The organism is Micromonospora sp. CA-248260 (assembly GCF_050942205.1).
Classification (GTDB): domain Bacteria; phylum Actinomycetota; class Actinomycetes; order Mycobacteriales; family Micromonosporaceae; genus Micromonospora; species Micromonospora antibiotica.
Map to the genome: position 1 here is coordinate 6,531,729 of NZ_CP192021.1, position 16,978 is coordinate 6,548,706.

Genomic DNA, 16,978 nt, shown 5'->3' on the forward strand with positions numbered 1-16,978 from the left:
CCCGACAGTTGGTATCCGGTGCCGACAGCGATGTCTCCGGGCACACACCCGAAGTCAACGGGCGTGTCCGCGATCACGGTCAGCGGGCCCTGGATGTAGGCCGCCTGAATTCCGTTACCCGCCGTTCCCTGCGCGCCCTGCGCGCCCTGGACGCCCGCGTCGCCCTGCGGTCCCTGAGCACCCTGCGGGCCCACGTCGCCCTGGGCACCCTGAACGCCCTGGGGGCCCTGGATACCCTGTGGACCGATATCGCCCTGCGGTCCCTGAGCACCCTGCGCGCCGGCGTCGCCCTGGAAACCCTGCGCACCCTGCGCGCCTGCCGCACCCGCGACACCCTGCGGCCCCTGGGCACCCGTCTCGCCCGCGACACCCTGCGGACCCTGCACACCCGCGACACCCTGCGGACCCTGCACACCCTGCGGCCCCTGCACGCCCGCATCGCCCTGCGGCCCCTGAGCACCCTGCGCCCCTGCATCACCCTGCGGCCCCTGAGCACCGGTCGCACCCTGAGCACCGGTCGCACCCTGAGCACCGGTCGCACCCTGAGCACCGGTCGCACCCTGAGCACCTGCGTCGCCCTGAGCACCCTGGAAACCCTGTGCGCCCTGCGCACCAGCCGCGCCCTGAGGCCCCTGAGCACCGGTGTCACCCTGAGCACCCTGCGCCCCCGCATCACCCTGCGGACCCTGAGCACCGGTCGCACCCTGAGCACCGGTCGCACCCTGAAAACCCTGAGCACCCTGCGCACCAGCCGCACCCTGAGGCCCCTGAGCACCAGTGTCACCCTGAGCACCCTGCGCGCCGGTGTCACCCTGCGCCCCCGCGTCACCCTGGGGGCCCTGGGGGCCCTTCTTCGGGCCAGGCGGGTAGTGGCCCTTGCCCCCGTCGTGCCCACCCCACGGTCCCTGCCAGCCCTGCGGGCCGCAGTCCGCCGGATCGTCGGGGTAGCTCTCCCAGGAATCATCAGGTCCGACACCGTCCTGGCGGACCGTCGACCGGGACGCCGGCCACCCGCCGTACTGGCCCAGCGGACCGGGCGTGCCGGTACGCACGCCCTGCGCGGACGGCGTGGTCTCCAGGGGTGGCGCCGCGACCGCGGGCCCACCCGTCATCCCGACCACGATCAGGGCGGAACTCAGCCCTGAAGCGGCGCGACCACGCTTCAGTCCTCGCCGCAGCCGTCGGCTGTTACTCATGAACCCCTCCAGAGAGCCACCCAGATACCCAGAGTTGCCCTTCTGCGACCTAAGGACGCTTACGGGCGAGTTGTAGCTTATTCGACCGATTCGTCCAATAAGAGGGGTTTCCGCTAAGGCGGGAGGCATTCAGGAAAGGCGGACATTCTTCGTGAAGCTACGGCACGATCCCCGCACCCGAACGTGCCCCGATCGTGGTGCGGCCGGCGGTGGCAACCGGCGGCGATGCGCACACGCCGACGGAACCGTCCGCCTCCGGCGATCGAGGGCGGGTCGGTCTCGACCGGAGTTGGCCGCTCAGTACCGGCCGGGCGGCCACGGGGCGGCCGGGCGGGGGCCGTACCAGCCGGGCGGGCCGTAGCCCGCCGGGTAGGCCGGGGGCGGCGGTGGGGTCAGCACCACCGGGATCGGCACCACCGGCGAGTCCGGGGCGTCGACCGTCCGCTGGCTACCGTCCGGGAACCGCAGGTGGTAGCGCTGACCGTCCCAGACCCCCACCGGCGTCTGCGGGTCCCGGCCGACGAAGAACGACCGGTACGCAGCGATCGTCTCCAGCAACTGCCGTTCCTCCCGCAGGGTGCGCTCCCGCTCCGCCGGCTTACGGTCCAGCCCGCGCCGCATCCCGTCGCGCAACAACGCCAGCCGGGTCGCGGCGAACTGGTAACCGCGCATCGCCCGCAACCCGGCGTCCCCACCCACCCGCCGGGCCCAGGTCCGGGCGGCGTGCCGGCGGGCCAGGCTGCCCAGGGCGGCCACCTCGGGCGGGCTCAACCAACCCGCCCGCACATAGTCCGGCAGGGTCCGCTCGGTGAGCCGCCCCTCCCAGGCCCGCAACCAGACCGCGAAACCGACCATGCCGAAGAAGATCGGCACCATCACTGCGACCATGCCGTAGAAGAAGATCACCGCCTGGCCGGTGGCCTGCACGAGCGTCGGGATGAGGTTCCAGGTGCCGTGCAGCATCATCGCCAGCAGCAGGCCGGCGATCGGGGCGAGCACCCGGATCCGCCGGTCGGCGGTACGGGCGGCGATGCCCAGCCCCACCCCGGTCATCGAGGTGAACAGCGGATGGGCGAAGCCGAAGAAGAGGATCCGGGAGATGAAGATGACGATGACGTTGCGGACGCCGGTGGCCGGCCCCCACTGGTCGACGCCCGAGGCGTAGCCGAGGCCGCCCAGGTAGAGGATGTTCTCCACCATGGCGAACCCGACGGCGGAGAGCCCGCAGTAGACCAGACCGTCGGTGATCCCGGACCACTCCCGGCGGCGGAAGATCAATAGCAGGATCGGGCCGAGCGCCTTGGTCAGCTCCTCGATGAACGGGGCCACCAGCACCCCGGTCAGCGACGACGACACCCCCCACTCCTTGAACAGGGCGGCGAAGCTGTTGTTGACGGTCAGCGAGGCGGCGGTGGAGACGAACGCGCCCCAGGCGAAGCAGAAGATCAGGTACTTCAGCGGCTCAGGTTCGTACCGGTCGAGCCAGAGGAAGCAGGCCACCAGGACCGGCACCGGCAGGATCGCCGCCGTCACCCCGACCAGCAGCGCGTCCAGGCCCAGGTTGGAGCCGAGCGTGTAGAGCATGTAGACCGCGCAGGCCGCGATCAACAGCACCACCCCGGCCAGCGCCAGGACCCGCCGCCAGCCGAGGCGGCGCAGCGGCATCCGGGGCGCGGCGGCGTCCGGCGACGGTACGGCGGGCGCGGGCAGCGGGGCCCGCCGGGCGGGGTGTCGGCCATGCGGATCAGCGTAGTCATCCCCGGCCCGTTCGGCCGGGCTCTCCCGGTGCGCGGTGGGCGGTCCGGCCGGCGCTGCGGGCGGGTCGGCCCGGTCCGGGGCCGGGTCAGCCCAGCGGCGGCGCGGTCGGGGGTTTCGGGGCGGCGTGCTGCTCGGCCGGACTACCGCCCGGTTTCTCCTTGTCGCCGAACGCCTGCCGGATCAGCCGGTTGGCGTCCTCCTGCTCGATCCCCGAGGCGACCAGCAGGTCACTGGCGGTGGTCCGTACCTGGGCGATCACCACGCTGCCGGAGAACCCGACCCCCTGGTCGTACGCCCGGCCGGCCTCGCTGACCGCGCGCAGCGACCGCTCCCGGGCCCGCTCCGGCTCGTCCCCGACGGCGAACTCGTGCCGCAGCAGGCGGACCGCCTCGGCCAGGTGGGCGACCGCGTCCGGCATCGGCTCCGGCACCGGCTCGTCGTCCTCGATCATGGTGACCGACCGGCGGATCAGGGTGCCGCTGTTGCGCATCGCCCGGTCGATCGGGTCGGCCGCCTCGGCGTAGTGGGTCAGTTCGCTGCGCCGGTGCCACCGGGCCGGGGAGAGCGTGCTGGTCTCCTTGGCTCCCTCGATCGCTTCGGTGAAGGTGGCCAGTTCCTCCTTGTTCTCCCGGAGCCGGTCCAGCGCCCGCTGGGCGGCGCCCCGGTCCCGGTCGCGGAGCGCCTGGGCGCAGACGTCGAGCTGGCCGGCGAGCAGGTCCAGCGCCGGCCGGGCCGCCCGGTTGATCACCCGGAGCGGGTTGAGCGGCAGCAGGATAGCGGTGACCAGGAGGGCGATGCCGCCGCCGACGAACGCGTCGACGAACCGGGGCAGTTCCAGATCCTCGGTGGACGGGCTCAGCGTGACGATCAGCACGGCCGTCGCGGCGGCCTGGATCACCACCGCGACACTGGCCCCGAAGAAGGTGGTGAGCACGATGGCCGCGGTCACCACCAACCCGAGCTGCCAGCCCCCGGTGCCGAGGAAGTAGATCAGCACGTCGCCGAGGAACACCCCGACCGCCACCCCGACGATCAGCTCCACGGTCCGGCGCAGCCGCTGGCCCACCGAGGCGGCCAGGGTGCCGACCGCCGAGATCGGCGCGAACACCGGTTGCGGGTTGCCCAGCAGGTGGTGCGACACGATCCAGGCCAGCGCGGCGGCCAGGCCCGCCTGCACGGCCAGGCCCAGGGCCAGGTGCACCTGGTGCAGCCGGTCGTGCAGGGTGGCCCGGCCCCGGGTGCGCAGGTAGGCCATGGCACCGGCGATCCGCGCGGTGTCGACGTCGTTCCCGGCGTCACGCAGCCCGGCCCGACGCAGCAGCGACGGTTGTCGGTCCCGGGCCAGCGCCATGGCGGGGACTACCCACGTCGCACCGGTTCATCCCTGCGGCACAATCGTCCGGGTGACCGGACTGATCGACAGGTGGGTGGCGGCGGCGCTCGCCTGCGGGGCCGTCGACGGGCCGGCGCTGACCGCCGCCGGGGTCGACCTGCTGGCCCGCTGGCGGGAACCGCACCGGCGCTACCACACGGAGCGCCACCTGCGGGCGGTGCTGGACGTGGCCGACCGGCACGCCGACCTCGCCGACCGGCCGGAGCGGGTCGCGCTCGCCGCCTGGACGCACGACGCCGTCTACGACCCACGCGCGGCCGGGGACACCAACGAGCAGGCCAGTGCCGCGCTGGCCGGCACCCTGCTCACCGGGCTGGGGGTGCCGGCCGCCACGGTGGCCGAGGTCCGCCGGCTGGTGCTGCTCACCGCCGGGCACCGGGTCACCCCGGGCGACCGCGACGGCGCGCTGCTCTGCGACGCCGACCTGGCGATCCTGGCCACACCCCCCGAGGTGTACGACGGGTACGCCGCCGCGATCCGCGCCGAGTACGCGCATGTGCCCGAGGCGGACTTCCGTACCGGCCGGGCGCGGGTCCTCGACGGGCTGCTCGCCCTGCCCGCCCTGTTCCGGCTGCCCCCGCTGGCCGCCCACTGGGAGGAACCGGCCCGCGCCAACCTCCACCGCGAGCTGGCGTCTCTGCGCTGATTAACCGTCCGGCGTCACCGGCGCCCCGGGGGGGGTTGAGGTGTTTGGGGCGGCGCAGGCCGGCGGCGTACAGCAGGCGGACGATCTCCCGGCTGGGCACCACCCGGGCGCCGAGCCACACCGCCACGGCGAACCGGTCGGCGGGGATGTCGTAGTGGTCCCGGTCGAACCCGCGCCGGGGCACCCCCAGCGTCTCGGCGAACACGTGCAGCTCGGCCGGGGAGACGTCGCTGATCAGGTGCGACCAGAGCCGGCCGCGCCACGGCCAGGCGGGCCGGTCCAGGTAGAGCATGGCGGCCAATCTAGCCGCCGGTTAGCCTCGGCCGCATGGCTGGCTCCCCCCTCCTCGACGACCTGCGGGCGGCCCTCGGCGACGAGGCCGTCCTCACCGACCCGGACCTGCTACGGCTGCACCGGCGCGACGAGGCGGACCTCTGCGCCGCCGGTACGCCGCTGGTGGTCGTCCGCCCCCGGGACACCGCACAGGTGGTGGCCGTGGTCCGGGCGGCGGCCCGGCACGGCGTACCCGTGGTGCCGCAGGGGGCGCGGACCGGCCTGGCCGGCGCGGCGAACGCGGTGGACGGCGCGGTGGTGGTGAGCACCGTCGCGATGACCGCGATCCGGGAGATCGACCCGGTGGCCCGCATCGCCGTGGTGCAGCCGGGCGTGGTGAACGCCACACTGGCCCGCGCCGTCCGGCAACAGGGCCTGTACTACCCGCCCGACCCGGGTTCCTGGGAGTCCTCCACGATCGGTGGCAACGTCTCCACCAACGCCGGCGGGATGTGCTGCGTCAAGTACGGGGTGACCACCGAGTACGTCCTCGGGCTGGAGGTGGTGCTCGCCTCCGGCGAGGTGCTGCGCACCGGCCGGCGTACCGCCAAGGGGGTTGCCGGGTACGACCTGACCCGGCTCTTCGTCGGCGCGGAGGGCACCCTCGGGGTGATCACCGAGGTCACCGTGTCGCTGCGGCCGGTGCCCGAGGAGTCACTGACCATGGTGGCGGTCTTCGCCTCGACCGCCGGGGCGGGTACGGCGGTGGCCGGGATCGCCGCGCGGGGGCTCACCCCGAGCCTGTTGGAGCTGCTCGACCGGACGCACCTGCGGGCGATCGAGGCGTACCGGCCGATGGGGTTGCGGACCGACGCCGAGGCGCTGCTGCTCGCGGCCGCCGACACCGGCCCCCGGGCGGCGGCGGACCTGGCCCGGATCGCCGAGGTCTGCACGGCGGCCGGCGCCGCGGAGGTGTATGCGGCCACCGACGCGGTGGAGGCGGCGGCGCTGCTCCAGGCCCGGCGGCTGGCCCACCCGGCGATGGAGAAGTTCGCCGCCGACACCTACCCGGACGGCAACGGCGGCCTGATCATCGACGACGTGGCGGTGCCCCGGGGGGCGCTCGCCACCCTGCTGGACGGGGTGGCCCGGATCGCCGTCGAGTGCGGGGTGCCGATCGGGGTGGTCGGCCACGCCGGGGACGGCAACCTGCATCCGAACATCGTGGTGGACCGGGCCGACCCGGCGAGCCTGGAGCGGGGCCGACTGGCCTTCGACGAGATCATCCGGCTCGGCCTGGAGTTGGGCGGCACCTGCACCGGTGAGCACGGCGTCGGGCTGCTCAAGCGGGACTGGCTGGCCCGGGAGATCGGCCCGGTCGGCGTCCGGGTGCACCAGGCGATCAAGGCGGCGCTCGACCCGGCCGGGCTGTTCAACCCGGGCAAGGTGCTCTGAGCCGACCCGCCGGACCGGGCGTGGCGGGCCCGGATCGCTCAGCGGGTGGGTTCGGCGGGGGTGGCCTGGGTGAGCAGGAGCAGGATCTCCCCGGCCACCGCCGGTCGTTCCTCGCCCGGGCAGTCCTGCGAGGTGACCAGACCGGTCGTGGTGAGCAGGCTGGAGGTCAGCGCGTCGATGCAGCTCGCCCGGTATCTGCGGGCCTGGTCGGTCTCCTGGGCCAGCCGCGGGTCGGCGAGCAGCTTGTGCAACCGCTGCACCTGCTCGGCGTCGAGGGAGCCGGTCGAGGTGACCCCGTCGCCCGCACAGTCGTCACACTCCCACCGGCCGTCCGGCTCGACGGTCAAGGACCGCAGTGGACCGTCGTCGCCGAGTTTCTGCACCAGGCTGACCCGGTTGGCGGTCACCCCCGGGGATGTCGTCCCGCCCCGGCCCTCCGCTGTGGAACCGCCGTCCCGGTCGGCCATCGCGCAGCCGGCCAGGGTGACCGTCAGGGCGGCGACGGCGGGGACGGTGAGCGCACGCGACCACTGAGGGGGAACCACGCGCGGAACCTATCCCACCCCGGGTGCCGTCCGGAACCGGCCGACCGGACCGCCGCCAGCGGGTGGGACCGCCCACCGCCGGCCCGGCATCGACGGGTGCCGCCGCCCGGGACCGGTCAGCGGGTGGACGTCGGGAGTCCGACGTGGCCACCCTCGACGCCGTCGACGCCCCGGTCGGCGGCGAAACCCCGGACGTCGGGCGCACCCAACCGGGCCGCGTCGGCGGTCGCGTCGTCCGGCATGAGCTGGGACTCCCGCTCCGCCTCGACCCGGGCCCGGTAGTGCGCGATCTCCCGGTCCCGGGTGGCCGCGTCCCAGCCGAGCACCGCCCCCATCAACTCCGCCGTGTGCCCGGCCGAGTCGAGCCCGCGGTGGGTCGTCTCGAAGGAGATCCGGGTACGCCGGGTCAGCACGTCCTCCAGGTGCAACGCCCCCTCGGAGCGGGTGGCGTAGGTCACCTCGGCGGCCAGGTACTCGGGGGCACCGGCCAGTGGTGAGGCGAGCAGCGGGTCGGCGGCGATCAGCGCCAGCAGTTCCAGGGTGAGCGTGCCGTACCGCTCCAGCAGGTGCTCGACCACACCGACGGGGACCCCGTGCCGGCGGGCCAGGTCGGCCCGGTCCCGCCACATCGAGGCGTACCCGTCGGCGCCGAGCAGTGGCAGGTCGGCGGTGCGCGAGGGGCGTACGCCGCCGAGCCGGTGGGCGGCCCGGTCGACCACGTCGGTGGCCATCACCCGGTACGTCGTGTACTTGCCGCCGGCGACCAGCAGCAGCCCGAGCATCGGCTCGAAGACCGCGTGTTCCCGGGAGAGCTTGGAGGTGGAGTCGGCCTCACCGGCCAGCAGTGGGCGCAGCCCGGCGTAGACGCCCTCGATGTCCGCACTCGACAGCGGCCGGTCCAGCACCAGGTTGACCTGGTCGAGCAGGTACTGGATGTCGCGGGCGGAGGCGGCCGGGTGGGAGCGGTCCAGCCGCCAGTCGGTGTCGGTGGTGCCGATGATCCAGTGCCCGCCCCAGGGGATGACGAAGAGCACACTGGTCGCGGTCCGCACGATCAGCCCGGTCTCGCCGGTGATCGCCGAGCGGGGCACCACCAGGTGCACCCCCTTGGACGCCCGGACCCGGATGCCGGGGCGCAGCCCGACGTCGTTGAGCATCCGGGACATGTCGTCGCTCCACACGCCGGTGGCGGCGATGACGGTGCGGGCGCGTACCTCGAACTCCGCATCCGGGCTGCCGGGGGGTGCCTCCAGGTCGCGGACCCGGACCCCGGTGACCTCCCGGGCCTGCCGCACCAGCCCGACGGCGCGGGCGCTGGTCACCACGGTCGCGCCGAGGCTGGCGGCGGTGCGGGCCAGGGTCACCACCAGCCGGGCGTCGTCGACCTGGCCGTCGTAGTAGCGGATCGCCCCGGCCAGCGCGTCGGCCCGCAGGCTGGGGAAGACCCGGCGGGCACCCTCGCGGGTCAGGTGCCGGTGCAGCGGCATTCCCCGGCCGGTGCCGAAGAGGCCGGCGAAGGCGTCGTAGGCGGCCACCCCGGCCCCGTAGTAGGAGCGGCGGAACAGCCGGGCCGGCAGGTCGCGCAGCCCCCGGCCGGCGGGGAGCGGGATGAGGAACGGGACCGGTCGGACCAGGTGCGGGGCGAGTCGGGTGGCGAGCAGCCCTCGCTCGGTCAGCGCCTCGTGGACCAGGTGGAACTCCAACTGTTCCAGGTAGCGCAGGCCGCCGTGGATCAGCTTGCTGGACCGGCTGGAGGTGCCGGCGGCGAAGTCGCGGGCCTCGACCAGGGCGACCTTGAGCCCCCGGGAGGCGGCGTCCAACGCGGCACCGGCACCGGTCGCCCCACCGCCGATGACCAGCACGTCGAATCGCTCGGACCGCAGCCGGCGCAGGTCGGCGGCACGGCGCTCGGGCGAGAGTTGACCAGCGGCGGATCGGGTCACATTGGGGTCACGCACCCGTCCACCGTAACCCGCCGGGTCCCACCCGCAGCAGGCCTGGAGCCCGCCGAGATCCGCACCGCCGATCCGGTGACACTGAGCAAGACTCCTCCGGATCGCCTCGATGACTCTCCGTAATCGGCTTCTCGCCGGCCCCTTCGCCCCTCACGCCACCTCTCCATCGCCGTGACCAGCCCGATCGCCGCATCCCCCGCCCATCCCCCACATCGCTCCCTCGGATCCTTTGCTCTGCTGCTCTCCACGCAACGCGCACGTTCCGTGACCGGTGCGTCCAGGGCAGCAGAGCAAAGGATCCGAAGGTGGAGGTCCACACCCCCACCTTCCGTCACTTTCCGTGACCACGGAACGGTGCCGGCGACCTGGGAGAAGCGACGGAACGCGGGAGGTGGACGCAGCGGCGGACCGGGCGGAGCCGAGCCCACGCGAGGGCGGGGACCGCGCAGGTCCGCGTTTCCCCGGGTCCACCGGCGACGGGCGGGGACGGTCGTCGGACCGGCAAAGCCGTCGGACGGCGACGTGCGTCGTACTGTTTCCGGATGTTGGCCGACACACCACCTCCGCCGGGCTACGGCCCACCATCGGCCGCCGGCCGTCCGTCGAGCCCGTGGCCGGTGGTGGCGGCCGCACTGGCCGGCGGCTGGACGGTCGTGCTCGCCGTCCTGCTCCAGGCGGTCGGCTGGTCGGTCGAGCAGTTGCAGGTGGCCGCGGGATGGGACCGGCAGGCGTGGCTCTGGCCGGCCCTCAGCCTGGCCACCGCCCTGCTGGTCGGCCTACCCGCCCTGCTGCTGGCCCTGCTCCCCCGTTCACCCCGGGTACGGGCCACCGGGTGGGGTTGGCTCGGCGCGGCGCTCGCCCTGCTCGCCCTCGGCTCCCTGCGGGCGCTTCCCCAGGTACACCACGAGCTGTACCTGGCCGCGCTGGCCGTCACCGCGACCCTGCTCGCGCTGCTGACCGCCCGACTGTCCGGCCCGGCCGCCACCACCCCACCCCAGCCCACGGGCACCGCCACAGCCACGGCCACGGCCACGGCCACGGCCACGGCCACGGCCACGGCCACGGCCACGGCCACGGATCGTGCCGGCCGACCCAGGGCGGTCACCCTGTTGGCCATCGCGGCCGGACTGGCCCTGCTGCTGCCGTGGGTGCGGTTCGGCGCGCTGGGCGGTCTGCTGGAGACCGCGCTCGCCGCGCTCGCCGCGACGGCGGTCGGCCTGCTGGCCGCAGCGCTGCTGGGCGACCGGTTCTGGTCCCCCTTCACCGGCGACGGGCCACCCCGGGCCGCCCGTACCGTGCTGGTCGGCGGCCTGGTCGCCGGGGTGGTCCTGCTGCTGGTCGTCGCGGGCACCGGCCACTCCGGCGCCCAACTGCCCGGGTTGCTGTTCGTCCCGCCGCTCGGTTTCGTGCTGGGCGCGTGCCAGGTGGCGGCCCGCCGGGCCGGCGCACCGGCCGGTGCCGCGCCGGTCCGGTGGCTGGTCGGTCTGGCGGCGTTCGGCCCGTTGGCGCTCGCCGACCCGGAGGAGATCTCGGTCCTGCTGGCCACCACCCGCGACGTCCCCTACTGGGTCGCGGTCGCATCCGGCGTCGGGTTCGCCGTCGCGGTCGTGCTGGCCATCGGGTACGGGGTGCTGCTCGCCCGGCCACGCGGGCGCGCACCACGCCGGCTGGTCGCCGCGTCGAGCGCAGCCGTCCTGCTGCTCACCGTCGGCGTGGTCGACGTGGTCGCCGGCCAGCCCGGCCTGCACGGCGAACGGCTGCTGGTGGTGCTCCGCGAGCAGGCCGACCTCACCGGCATCCCCGCCGGTACGCCAGGTCGCGCCGGCCGGGAGGCGCGGACCGCCGAGGTCTACCGCCGACTGGTGTCCACCGCCGAACGCACCCAGGGGGCGTTGCGCCGGGACCTGACCCGGCTACACCTCGACCCGACGCCGTACTACCTGGTCAACGCGATCGAGACCGACGGCGGGCCAGCGGTGCGGGCGTGGCTGTCCGGGCGGCCGGAGGTGGCCCGGGTGCTGGTCAGCCAGCGGCTCCGACCATTGCCCGCGCCGGCACCGGCCAGCCGGGGTGACCGGCCCGCGCCGACCGGGCCGGAGTGGAACATCCGGATGCTGGGCGCCGACCGGGTCTGGTCGGAGTTGGACGTCACCGGGGCCGGGGTGGTGGTCGGCAGTTCGGACTCCGGGGTCGACGGCACCCATCCGACCCTGGCCGCCAACTTCCGGGGCGGCGACGACTCCTGGTACGACCCGTGGGACCACACCCGCGCCCCCACCGACTCCGGCGGTCACGGCACCCACACCACGGCCAGCGCGGTGGGACGCGACGGCATCGGGGTCGCCCCCGGAGCCCAGTGGGTGGGCTGCGTCAACCTCGACCGCAACCTGGGCAGCCCCGCGCACTACCTGGACTGCCTCCAGTTCATGTTGGCCCCGTTCCCGGCCGGCGGTGACCCGTTCACCGACGGTCGGCCGGAGCGGGCCCCCGACGTGCTCACCAACTCGTGGGGGTGCCCACCGGTCGAGGGCTGTGATGCGGGTGCGCTGCGCCCGGCCACCGCCGCGTTGACGGCCGCAGGCATTCTGGTGGTGGCCGCCGCAGGGAACACCGGACCCGACTGCGGGTCGATCGTCGACCCGCCGGCGCCGTACCCCGATGTGCTGACGGTGGGTGCCGTGGGCCGCGACCGGCGCGTCACGGAGTTCTCCAGCCGGGGGCCCGCCGCCGGTGGGGCGGCCAAGCCGGACCTGGTCGCCCCCGGCGCGGAGGTCCTCTCCGCGATGCCCGGCGGCGGTTACGCCGCCCTGGACGGCACTTCGATGGCCACCCCGCAGGTGGCGGGAGTGGTGGCACTGATGTGGTCGGCGAACCCGGCGCTGGTCGGTGACCTGGACCGGACCCGGAACATCCTGCGGGACACCGCGCAACCCGCCGGGCCCGCCGACCTCAGCTGCGGCCCGGTGGCGGCGTCGACCGGGGCCGGTCTGGTCGACGCGTACGCTGCGGTGCGGGCGGCCCGCCGCTGACCGCCCCGGTCGCCGGGGTGAGCCGGCCCGGCTGGGTACGGTCCTCGGACACGGAACGGGGCGGACCGCTCGCGCGGCCCGCCCCGTTCGGCGTTGGAGCTGGACTCAGAAGTCCATGTCCCCGCCACCCGGGCCAGCCGGGGCGGCCGGGGTCTTCTCCGGCTTGTCCGCCACGACGGCTTCGGTGGTGAGGAAGAGCGCCGCGATCGACGCGGCGTTCTGCAGCGCGGACCGGGTCACCTTGGCCGGGTCGATGATGCCCGCGGCCAGCAGGTCGACGTACTCACCGCTGGCGGCGTTGAGGCCGTGACCGGCGTCCAGGTTGCGGACGCGCTCGACGACCACGCCACCCTCCAGGCCGGCGTTGACGGCGATCTGCCGCAGCGGGGCGTCCAGCGCGATCTTGACGATCTGCGCGCCGGTCGCCTCGTCGCCGGCCAGGTCCAGCTTGTCGAAGGCGGTCTTGCCGGCCTGCACCAGCGCGACGCCACCACCCGGGACGATGCCCTCCTCGACGGCGGCCTTCGCGTTGCGGACGGCGTCCTCGATGCGGTGCTTGCGCTCCTTCAGCTCGACCTCGGTGGCCGCGCCGACCTTGATCACCGCGACGCCGCCGGCCAGCTTGGCCAGCCGCTCCTGCAGCTTCTCGCGGTCGTAGTCGGAGTCGCTCTTGTCGATCTCGGCCCGGATCTGGTTGACCCGGCCCTGGATCTGGTCGGCGTCGCCGGCACCGTCGACGATGGTGGTCTCGTCCTTGGTCACCACGACCTTGCGGGCCCGGCCCAGCATGTCGAGGCCGACGGCGTCCAGCTTGAGGCCGACCTCCTCGCTGATGACCTGGCCACCGGTGAGGATGGCGATGTCGGCGAGCATGGCCTTGCGGCGGTCACCGAAGCCCGGCGCCTTGACGGCGACCGACTTGAAGGTGCCCCGGACCTTGTTGACGACCAGGGTCGCCAGGGCCTCACCCTCGATGTCCTCGGAGATGATCAGCAGCGGCTTGCCCGACTGCATGACCTTCTCCAGGATCGGGAGCAGGTCCTTCACCGAGGAGATCTTGCTGTTGACGATGAGCAGGTAGGGGTCGTCGAAGACGGCCTCCATACGCTCCGGGTCGGTCATGAAGTACGCGGAGATGTAGCCCTTGTCGAAGCGCATGCCCTCGGTGAGCTCCAGCTCCAGCCCGAAGGTGTTGCTCTCCTCGACGGTGATGACGCCTTCCTTGCCGACCTTGTCCATCGCCTCGGCGATGATCTCGCCGACGGTGCTGTCACCGGCGGAGATGGAGGCGGTGGAGGCGATCTGCTCCTTGGTCTCGACGTCCTTGGCGAGCTTGGACAGCTCCTCCGAGACGCTGGCCACGGCAGCCTCGATGCCCCGCTTCAGGGCCATCGGGTTGGCACCGGCGGCCACGTTGCGCAGACCCTCGCGCACCAGGGCCTGGGCCAGGACGGTCGCCGTCGTCGTGCCGTCACCGGCGACGTCGTCGGTCTTCTTGGCGACCTCCTTGACCAGCTCGGCGCCGATCTTCTCGTACGGGTCCTCGAGCTCGATCTCCTTGGCGATGCTCACACCATCGTTGGTGATGGTGGGGGCACCCCACTTCTTCTCGAGCACCACGTTGCGGCCCTTGGGGCCGAGGGTCACCTTTACGGCGTCGGCGAGCTGGTTCATGCCCCGCTCGAGGCCGCGGCGAGCCTCTTCGTCGAACGCGATCATCTTGGCCATACGGCGTTGTCCTCCTGGACACTCACGGGCCACCCGGGGGTTTGTGTCCCCGGACGGGCCGCCTGGTGTACGCACCTTGGGGACGTCGCCACCTGGCGACGACGACGTCCTCCTCGGTCGGGCCGGACAGCCCGCGACGACCGGCCATGTGCCACCCGACGCCATCGAGACGCCGATGTGACCGTGGCCCTACCGCCCCGACCATTGGCACTCACCGTATGCGAGTGCCAATGACCTGTTTAGCACTCTCCCCTGCCGAGTGCAAGCACGATGGGGCCGGTCAGCCGAGTTCCGCCACCAGTCGCGCGACGTTCACCGGCCCCTCCTGCGCGCGCTGCTCGGCGTACGTCACGACCAGGCCGACCAGCTGCACCAGGTAGACCGGCACGACCAGCACGGCGCTCACCAGGATCACCGCCACCGCACCCACGGCGGTGCCGGGCGCGGTGAACGGGTCGGTGCCGAACGGCACGGTGCCGACCGACTCCACCACCCCGCCGAGCACGCTGCCGAGCAGCACCGCGAGTGCGACCAGCGCCACCCGGCCGAGCACCATGCCCAACCGGTCGTGGAACATGCGGAACGAGCGCCCGATCGGGTTCTGCCCCTCGAACAGGTAGACCGGGCCGGCGAGGGCGAGGGCGAACGCCAGGTAGATGCCCGGCAGCAGGCACAGGCAGAAGCCGACGCCGATGAGCAGGCCCAGCACCAGCATCCAGCCCCACAGGCCGAGGCAGCGGCGCGCGCCGTAGCGCAGCGCGCCGGGCAGGTCGGCCGGCTGGCCGGCGGCCTGCCGGGCCACCACCCAGGTGCCACCCGCCCAGCCGATGCCCTGCACCACCCCGAAGGCCAGCGCGACCAGGAACACCGAGACCCCGTAGATCACCAGGTCACTGAGGTAGCCGTCGGGAATCGAGCCGTCGGCGGGCAGCGGGGCGGCGTCGGGCCCCGTGCCGAGGGAGAGCAGGGACACCGCCACCGCCGGCACGACCTGGGTGAGCAGCATCAACGGCAGCAGGGTCCGCCAACTTCGACGCAACGCTCCGGTGCACCGGGCGAACCAGCCTTCCAGCCCGGCGTACGGCGGATTGACCAGCGGGTCCGCCGGCCCCCAGGAGCCGCCCCCGGCGACCGGCGGATGACCCCCGAGCGGCGGATAGCTCCCGAGCGGCGGGAAACCGCCGTCGGCACCCGGGGGATAGCCCGGGTACGGGCCACCGGGAGCCGGATAGCTCCAGCCCGGCGGCCCCGCTGCGGACGGATCCCACGACGGCGGACCCCACGAGGGTTGGCCCGACGGCGGCCCCCCGGGCGGCGGACCCCACGAGGGTTGGCCCGACGGCGGGCCCCCCGGCGGCGGGCCCCATGGTCCGCCCGGCGACCCGGCAGCGGGGCCGGGTGGACCCGGAGGTGACTGGTCGGACATGAACCCTCCTCAGCGAGGACGCCTGGACGGTTCACGATCTTTCCCCGCACCGACCCCCGCCGCCAACCGTCCCACGGGTGGCCCGGCGGGTGGGACCCGCAGGACAGGTCAGGCGATGACGCGGACCCGTTCGGCCTGCGGCCCCTTCTGACCCTGGGCGATCTCGAACTCCACCCGCTGACCGTCGTCGAGCGCCTTGTAGCCGTCCATCTCGATGGCGGAGAAGTGGACGAAGACGTCCTGCCCGCCGTCGACGGCGATGAAGCCGTAGCCTTTTTCGGAGTTGAACCACTTGACGGTGCCCTGTGCCACGGTGCACTTCCTCACTCTGCGCGGCGTTCCACAACCCCGGGATGCCGGCGGGCCGACAGCGGAGAACCACCGTTTCGGCGATCGGTGAAGGCCGCTGAATCGGTGACCGAAATCGCACGCTACACGAGGAGTGACGACCGCGCACGACCTCAAATCGGCCTAAATCGGACGGGTATCGACCCGGTTACCCATCGGCGTTCATCGCTGCGGTATGCATGCGCACATGACATCTGCCCCGGCCCCACCGGTGACCCGGACGGCACCCGTGCACCGGGTGCGCCCGCAGGACGCCGCCCGGATGCGGGCGCTGCGGTTGGAGATGCTCGCGGATGCGCCGCTGGCCTTCCTGGAGACCGTCGCCGAGGCCGCCGCCCGCCCGCACGCCGACTACGCGGCCCGGATCGCGTACGTGTCCCAGGGGTGCCACACCGCCCAGTTCGTGGCCGATCCCGGCGGCCGGCTGGTCGGCCACGCGGGCGGCACCGTCGCCCCCGACGAGCCGGACCTGACGGTCGTCTACGCGGTCTACGTGAACCCCTCGTGGCGGGGCACCGGCCTGCTCGGCGCGCTGATCGACGAGGTCGCCGCCTGGTCGCGCGCCTGCGGCCGACCACAGCTCATGCTCGAGGTGGTGGTCGGCAACGACCGTGCCTACCGGGCCTACCACCGTCTGGGCTTCACCGACACCGGCGTCCGCGTCCCGCACCCCAAGATCCCCGCCCTCACCGAACTCCAGATGCGCCGCCCCGCCTGACCCCCACCCCAAACCCCAGGCCGGGCCGGGCCGCGCCGGGCCGCGCCGGGCTGGGCCGCGCCGCGCCGGGCCGCGCCGGGCTGGGCCGCGCCGCGCCGGGCCGCGCCGGGCCGGGCCGCGCCGCGCCGGGCCGCGCCGGGCCGGGCCGCGCCGCGCCGGGCCGCGCCGCGCCGCGCCGCGCCGCGCCGCGCCGGGCCGCGCCGCGCCGGGCCGCGCCGCGCCGGGCCGCGCCGCGCCGCGCCGCGCCGGGCCGCGCCGCGCCGGGCCGGGCCGCGCCGGGCCGGGCCGGGCCGGTGATCAAGAGGTTTACGTCAAATCAGCCACTCAGGCTGACGTAAACCTCTTGATCACCGACCACGGACCACCGACGGCCGACCACCGACCACCGACCACCGACCACCGACCACGGACCACGGACCACCGACCACGGACCACGGACCACCGACCACGGACCACCGACCACGGACCACCCCCGCCCGCAGCCGGAGCGCGGACGGGGGTGGGGGTG

The 16,978-nt window shown here is 74.0% G+C and carries 11 protein-coding genes and 2 pseudogenes; 5 read left to right on the plus strand and 8 right to left on the minus strand.

Annotation, left to right across the window (positions count from 1 at the left end; genetic code table 11):
- The first annotated feature begins 8 nt into the window (after window positions 1-8).
- Window positions 9-1,145 (plus strand): hypothetical protein, encoded by a 1,137-nt coding sequence (locus ACQP2H_RS28410; protein WP_433229507.1) that lies wholly within the window; start codon window positions 9-11, stop codon window positions 1,143-1,145.
- 348 nt (window positions 1,146-1,493) lie between these two features.
- On the opposite strand, the pseudogene ACQP2H_RS28415 reads toward ACQP2H_RS28410, so the two are convergent.
- Together ACQP2H_RS28415 and ACQP2H_RS28420 are read right to left on the minus strand one after the other, a co-directional pair.
- Window positions 1,494-2,972, minus strand: a pseudogene (locus tag ACQP2H_RS28415) (PrsW family intramembrane metalloprotease); the annotation flags it as partial.
- A gap of 67 nt (window positions 2,973-3,039) precedes the next feature.
- A complete protein-coding gene (locus ACQP2H_RS28420) occupies window positions 3,040-4,305 on the minus strand; it encodes an FUSC family protein (RefSeq protein ID WP_433229509.1) in 1,266 nt (421 codons plus the stop codon).
- Window positions 4,306-4,357: 52 nt separating this feature from the next.
- On the opposite strand from ACQP2H_RS28420, the gene ACQP2H_RS28425 reads away from it, so the two are divergent.
- Window positions 4,358-4,993, plus strand: a complete 636-nt coding sequence (locus tag ACQP2H_RS28425; RefSeq protein ID WP_219464935.1) for an HD domain-containing protein — start codon at window positions 4,358-4,360, stop codon at window positions 4,991-4,993.
- 124 nt (window positions 4,994-5,117) lie between these two features.
- Here ACQP2H_RS28425 and ACQP2H_RS28430 read toward each other — a convergent pair.
- Window positions 5,118-5,285, minus strand: a pseudogene (locus tag ACQP2H_RS28430) (DUF4031 domain-containing protein); the annotation flags it as partial.
- Window positions 5,286-5,320: 35 nt separating this feature from the next.
- Here ACQP2H_RS28430 and ACQP2H_RS28435 point away from each other — a divergent pair.
- Complete coding sequence (locus tag ACQP2H_RS28435; RefSeq protein ID WP_357538120.1) at window positions 5,321-6,721, plus strand: FAD-binding oxidoreductase; 1,401 nt, start codon at window positions 5,321-5,323, stop codon at window positions 6,719-6,721.
- Window positions 6,722-6,759: 38 nt separating this feature from the next.
- Here the strand turns inward: ACQP2H_RS28435 and ACQP2H_RS28440 are convergent, their stop codons facing one another.
- Both ACQP2H_RS28440 and ACQP2H_RS28445 read right to left on the minus strand, forming a co-directional pair.
- Window positions 6,760-7,266, minus strand: a complete 507-nt coding sequence (locus tag ACQP2H_RS28440; protein WP_219464941.1) for a hypothetical protein — start codon at window positions 7,264-7,266, stop codon at window positions 6,760-6,762.
- 116 nt (window positions 7,267-7,382) lie between these two features.
- Window positions 7,383-9,224 (minus strand): glycerol-3-phosphate dehydrogenase/oxidase, encoded by a 1,842-nt coding sequence (locus tag ACQP2H_RS28445; protein ID WP_374197529.1) that lies wholly within the window; start codon window positions 9,222-9,224, stop codon window positions 7,383-7,385.
- Between the two features lie 539 nt (window positions 9,225-9,763).
- Between ACQP2H_RS28445 and ACQP2H_RS28450 the strand changes: the two genes are divergently transcribed.
- On the plus strand, window positions 9,764-12,250 hold the full coding sequence (locus tag ACQP2H_RS28450; protein WP_433229512.1) for a S8 family serine peptidase: 2,487 nt from the start codon (window positions 9,764-9,766) through the stop codon (window positions 12,248-12,250).
- 105 nt (window positions 12,251-12,355) lie between these two features.
- On the opposite strand, the gene groL is transcribed toward ACQP2H_RS28450, so the two are convergent.
- From groL to ACQP2H_RS28465, 3 genes are all read right to left on the minus strand, one after another.
- Window positions 12,356-13,978: a chaperonin GroEL gene (groL, locus tag ACQP2H_RS28455; protein ID WP_208567850.1), complete on the minus strand. Its 1,623-nt coding sequence runs from the start codon at window positions 13,976-13,978 to the stop codon at window positions 12,356-12,358.
- A gap of 280 nt (window positions 13,979-14,258) precedes the next feature.
- Window positions 14,259-15,017: a hypothetical protein gene (locus ACQP2H_RS28460; protein WP_363819700.1), complete on the minus strand. Its 759-nt coding sequence runs from the start codon at window positions 15,015-15,017 to the stop codon at window positions 14,259-14,261.
- Window positions 15,018-15,512: 495 nt separating this feature from the next.
- A complete protein-coding gene (locus ACQP2H_RS28465) occupies window positions 15,513-15,716 on the minus strand; it encodes a cold-shock protein (protein ID WP_067305333.1) in 204 nt (67 codons plus the stop codon).
- A gap of 223 nt (window positions 15,717-15,939) precedes the next feature.
- On the opposite strand from ACQP2H_RS28465, the gene ACQP2H_RS28470 reads away from it, so the two are divergent.
- Complete coding sequence (locus ACQP2H_RS28470) at window positions 15,940-16,470, plus strand: GNAT family N-acetyltransferase (protein WP_219464947.1); 531 nt, start codon at window positions 15,940-15,942, stop codon at window positions 16,468-16,470.
- Window positions 16,471-16,978 lie beyond the last annotated feature (508 nt).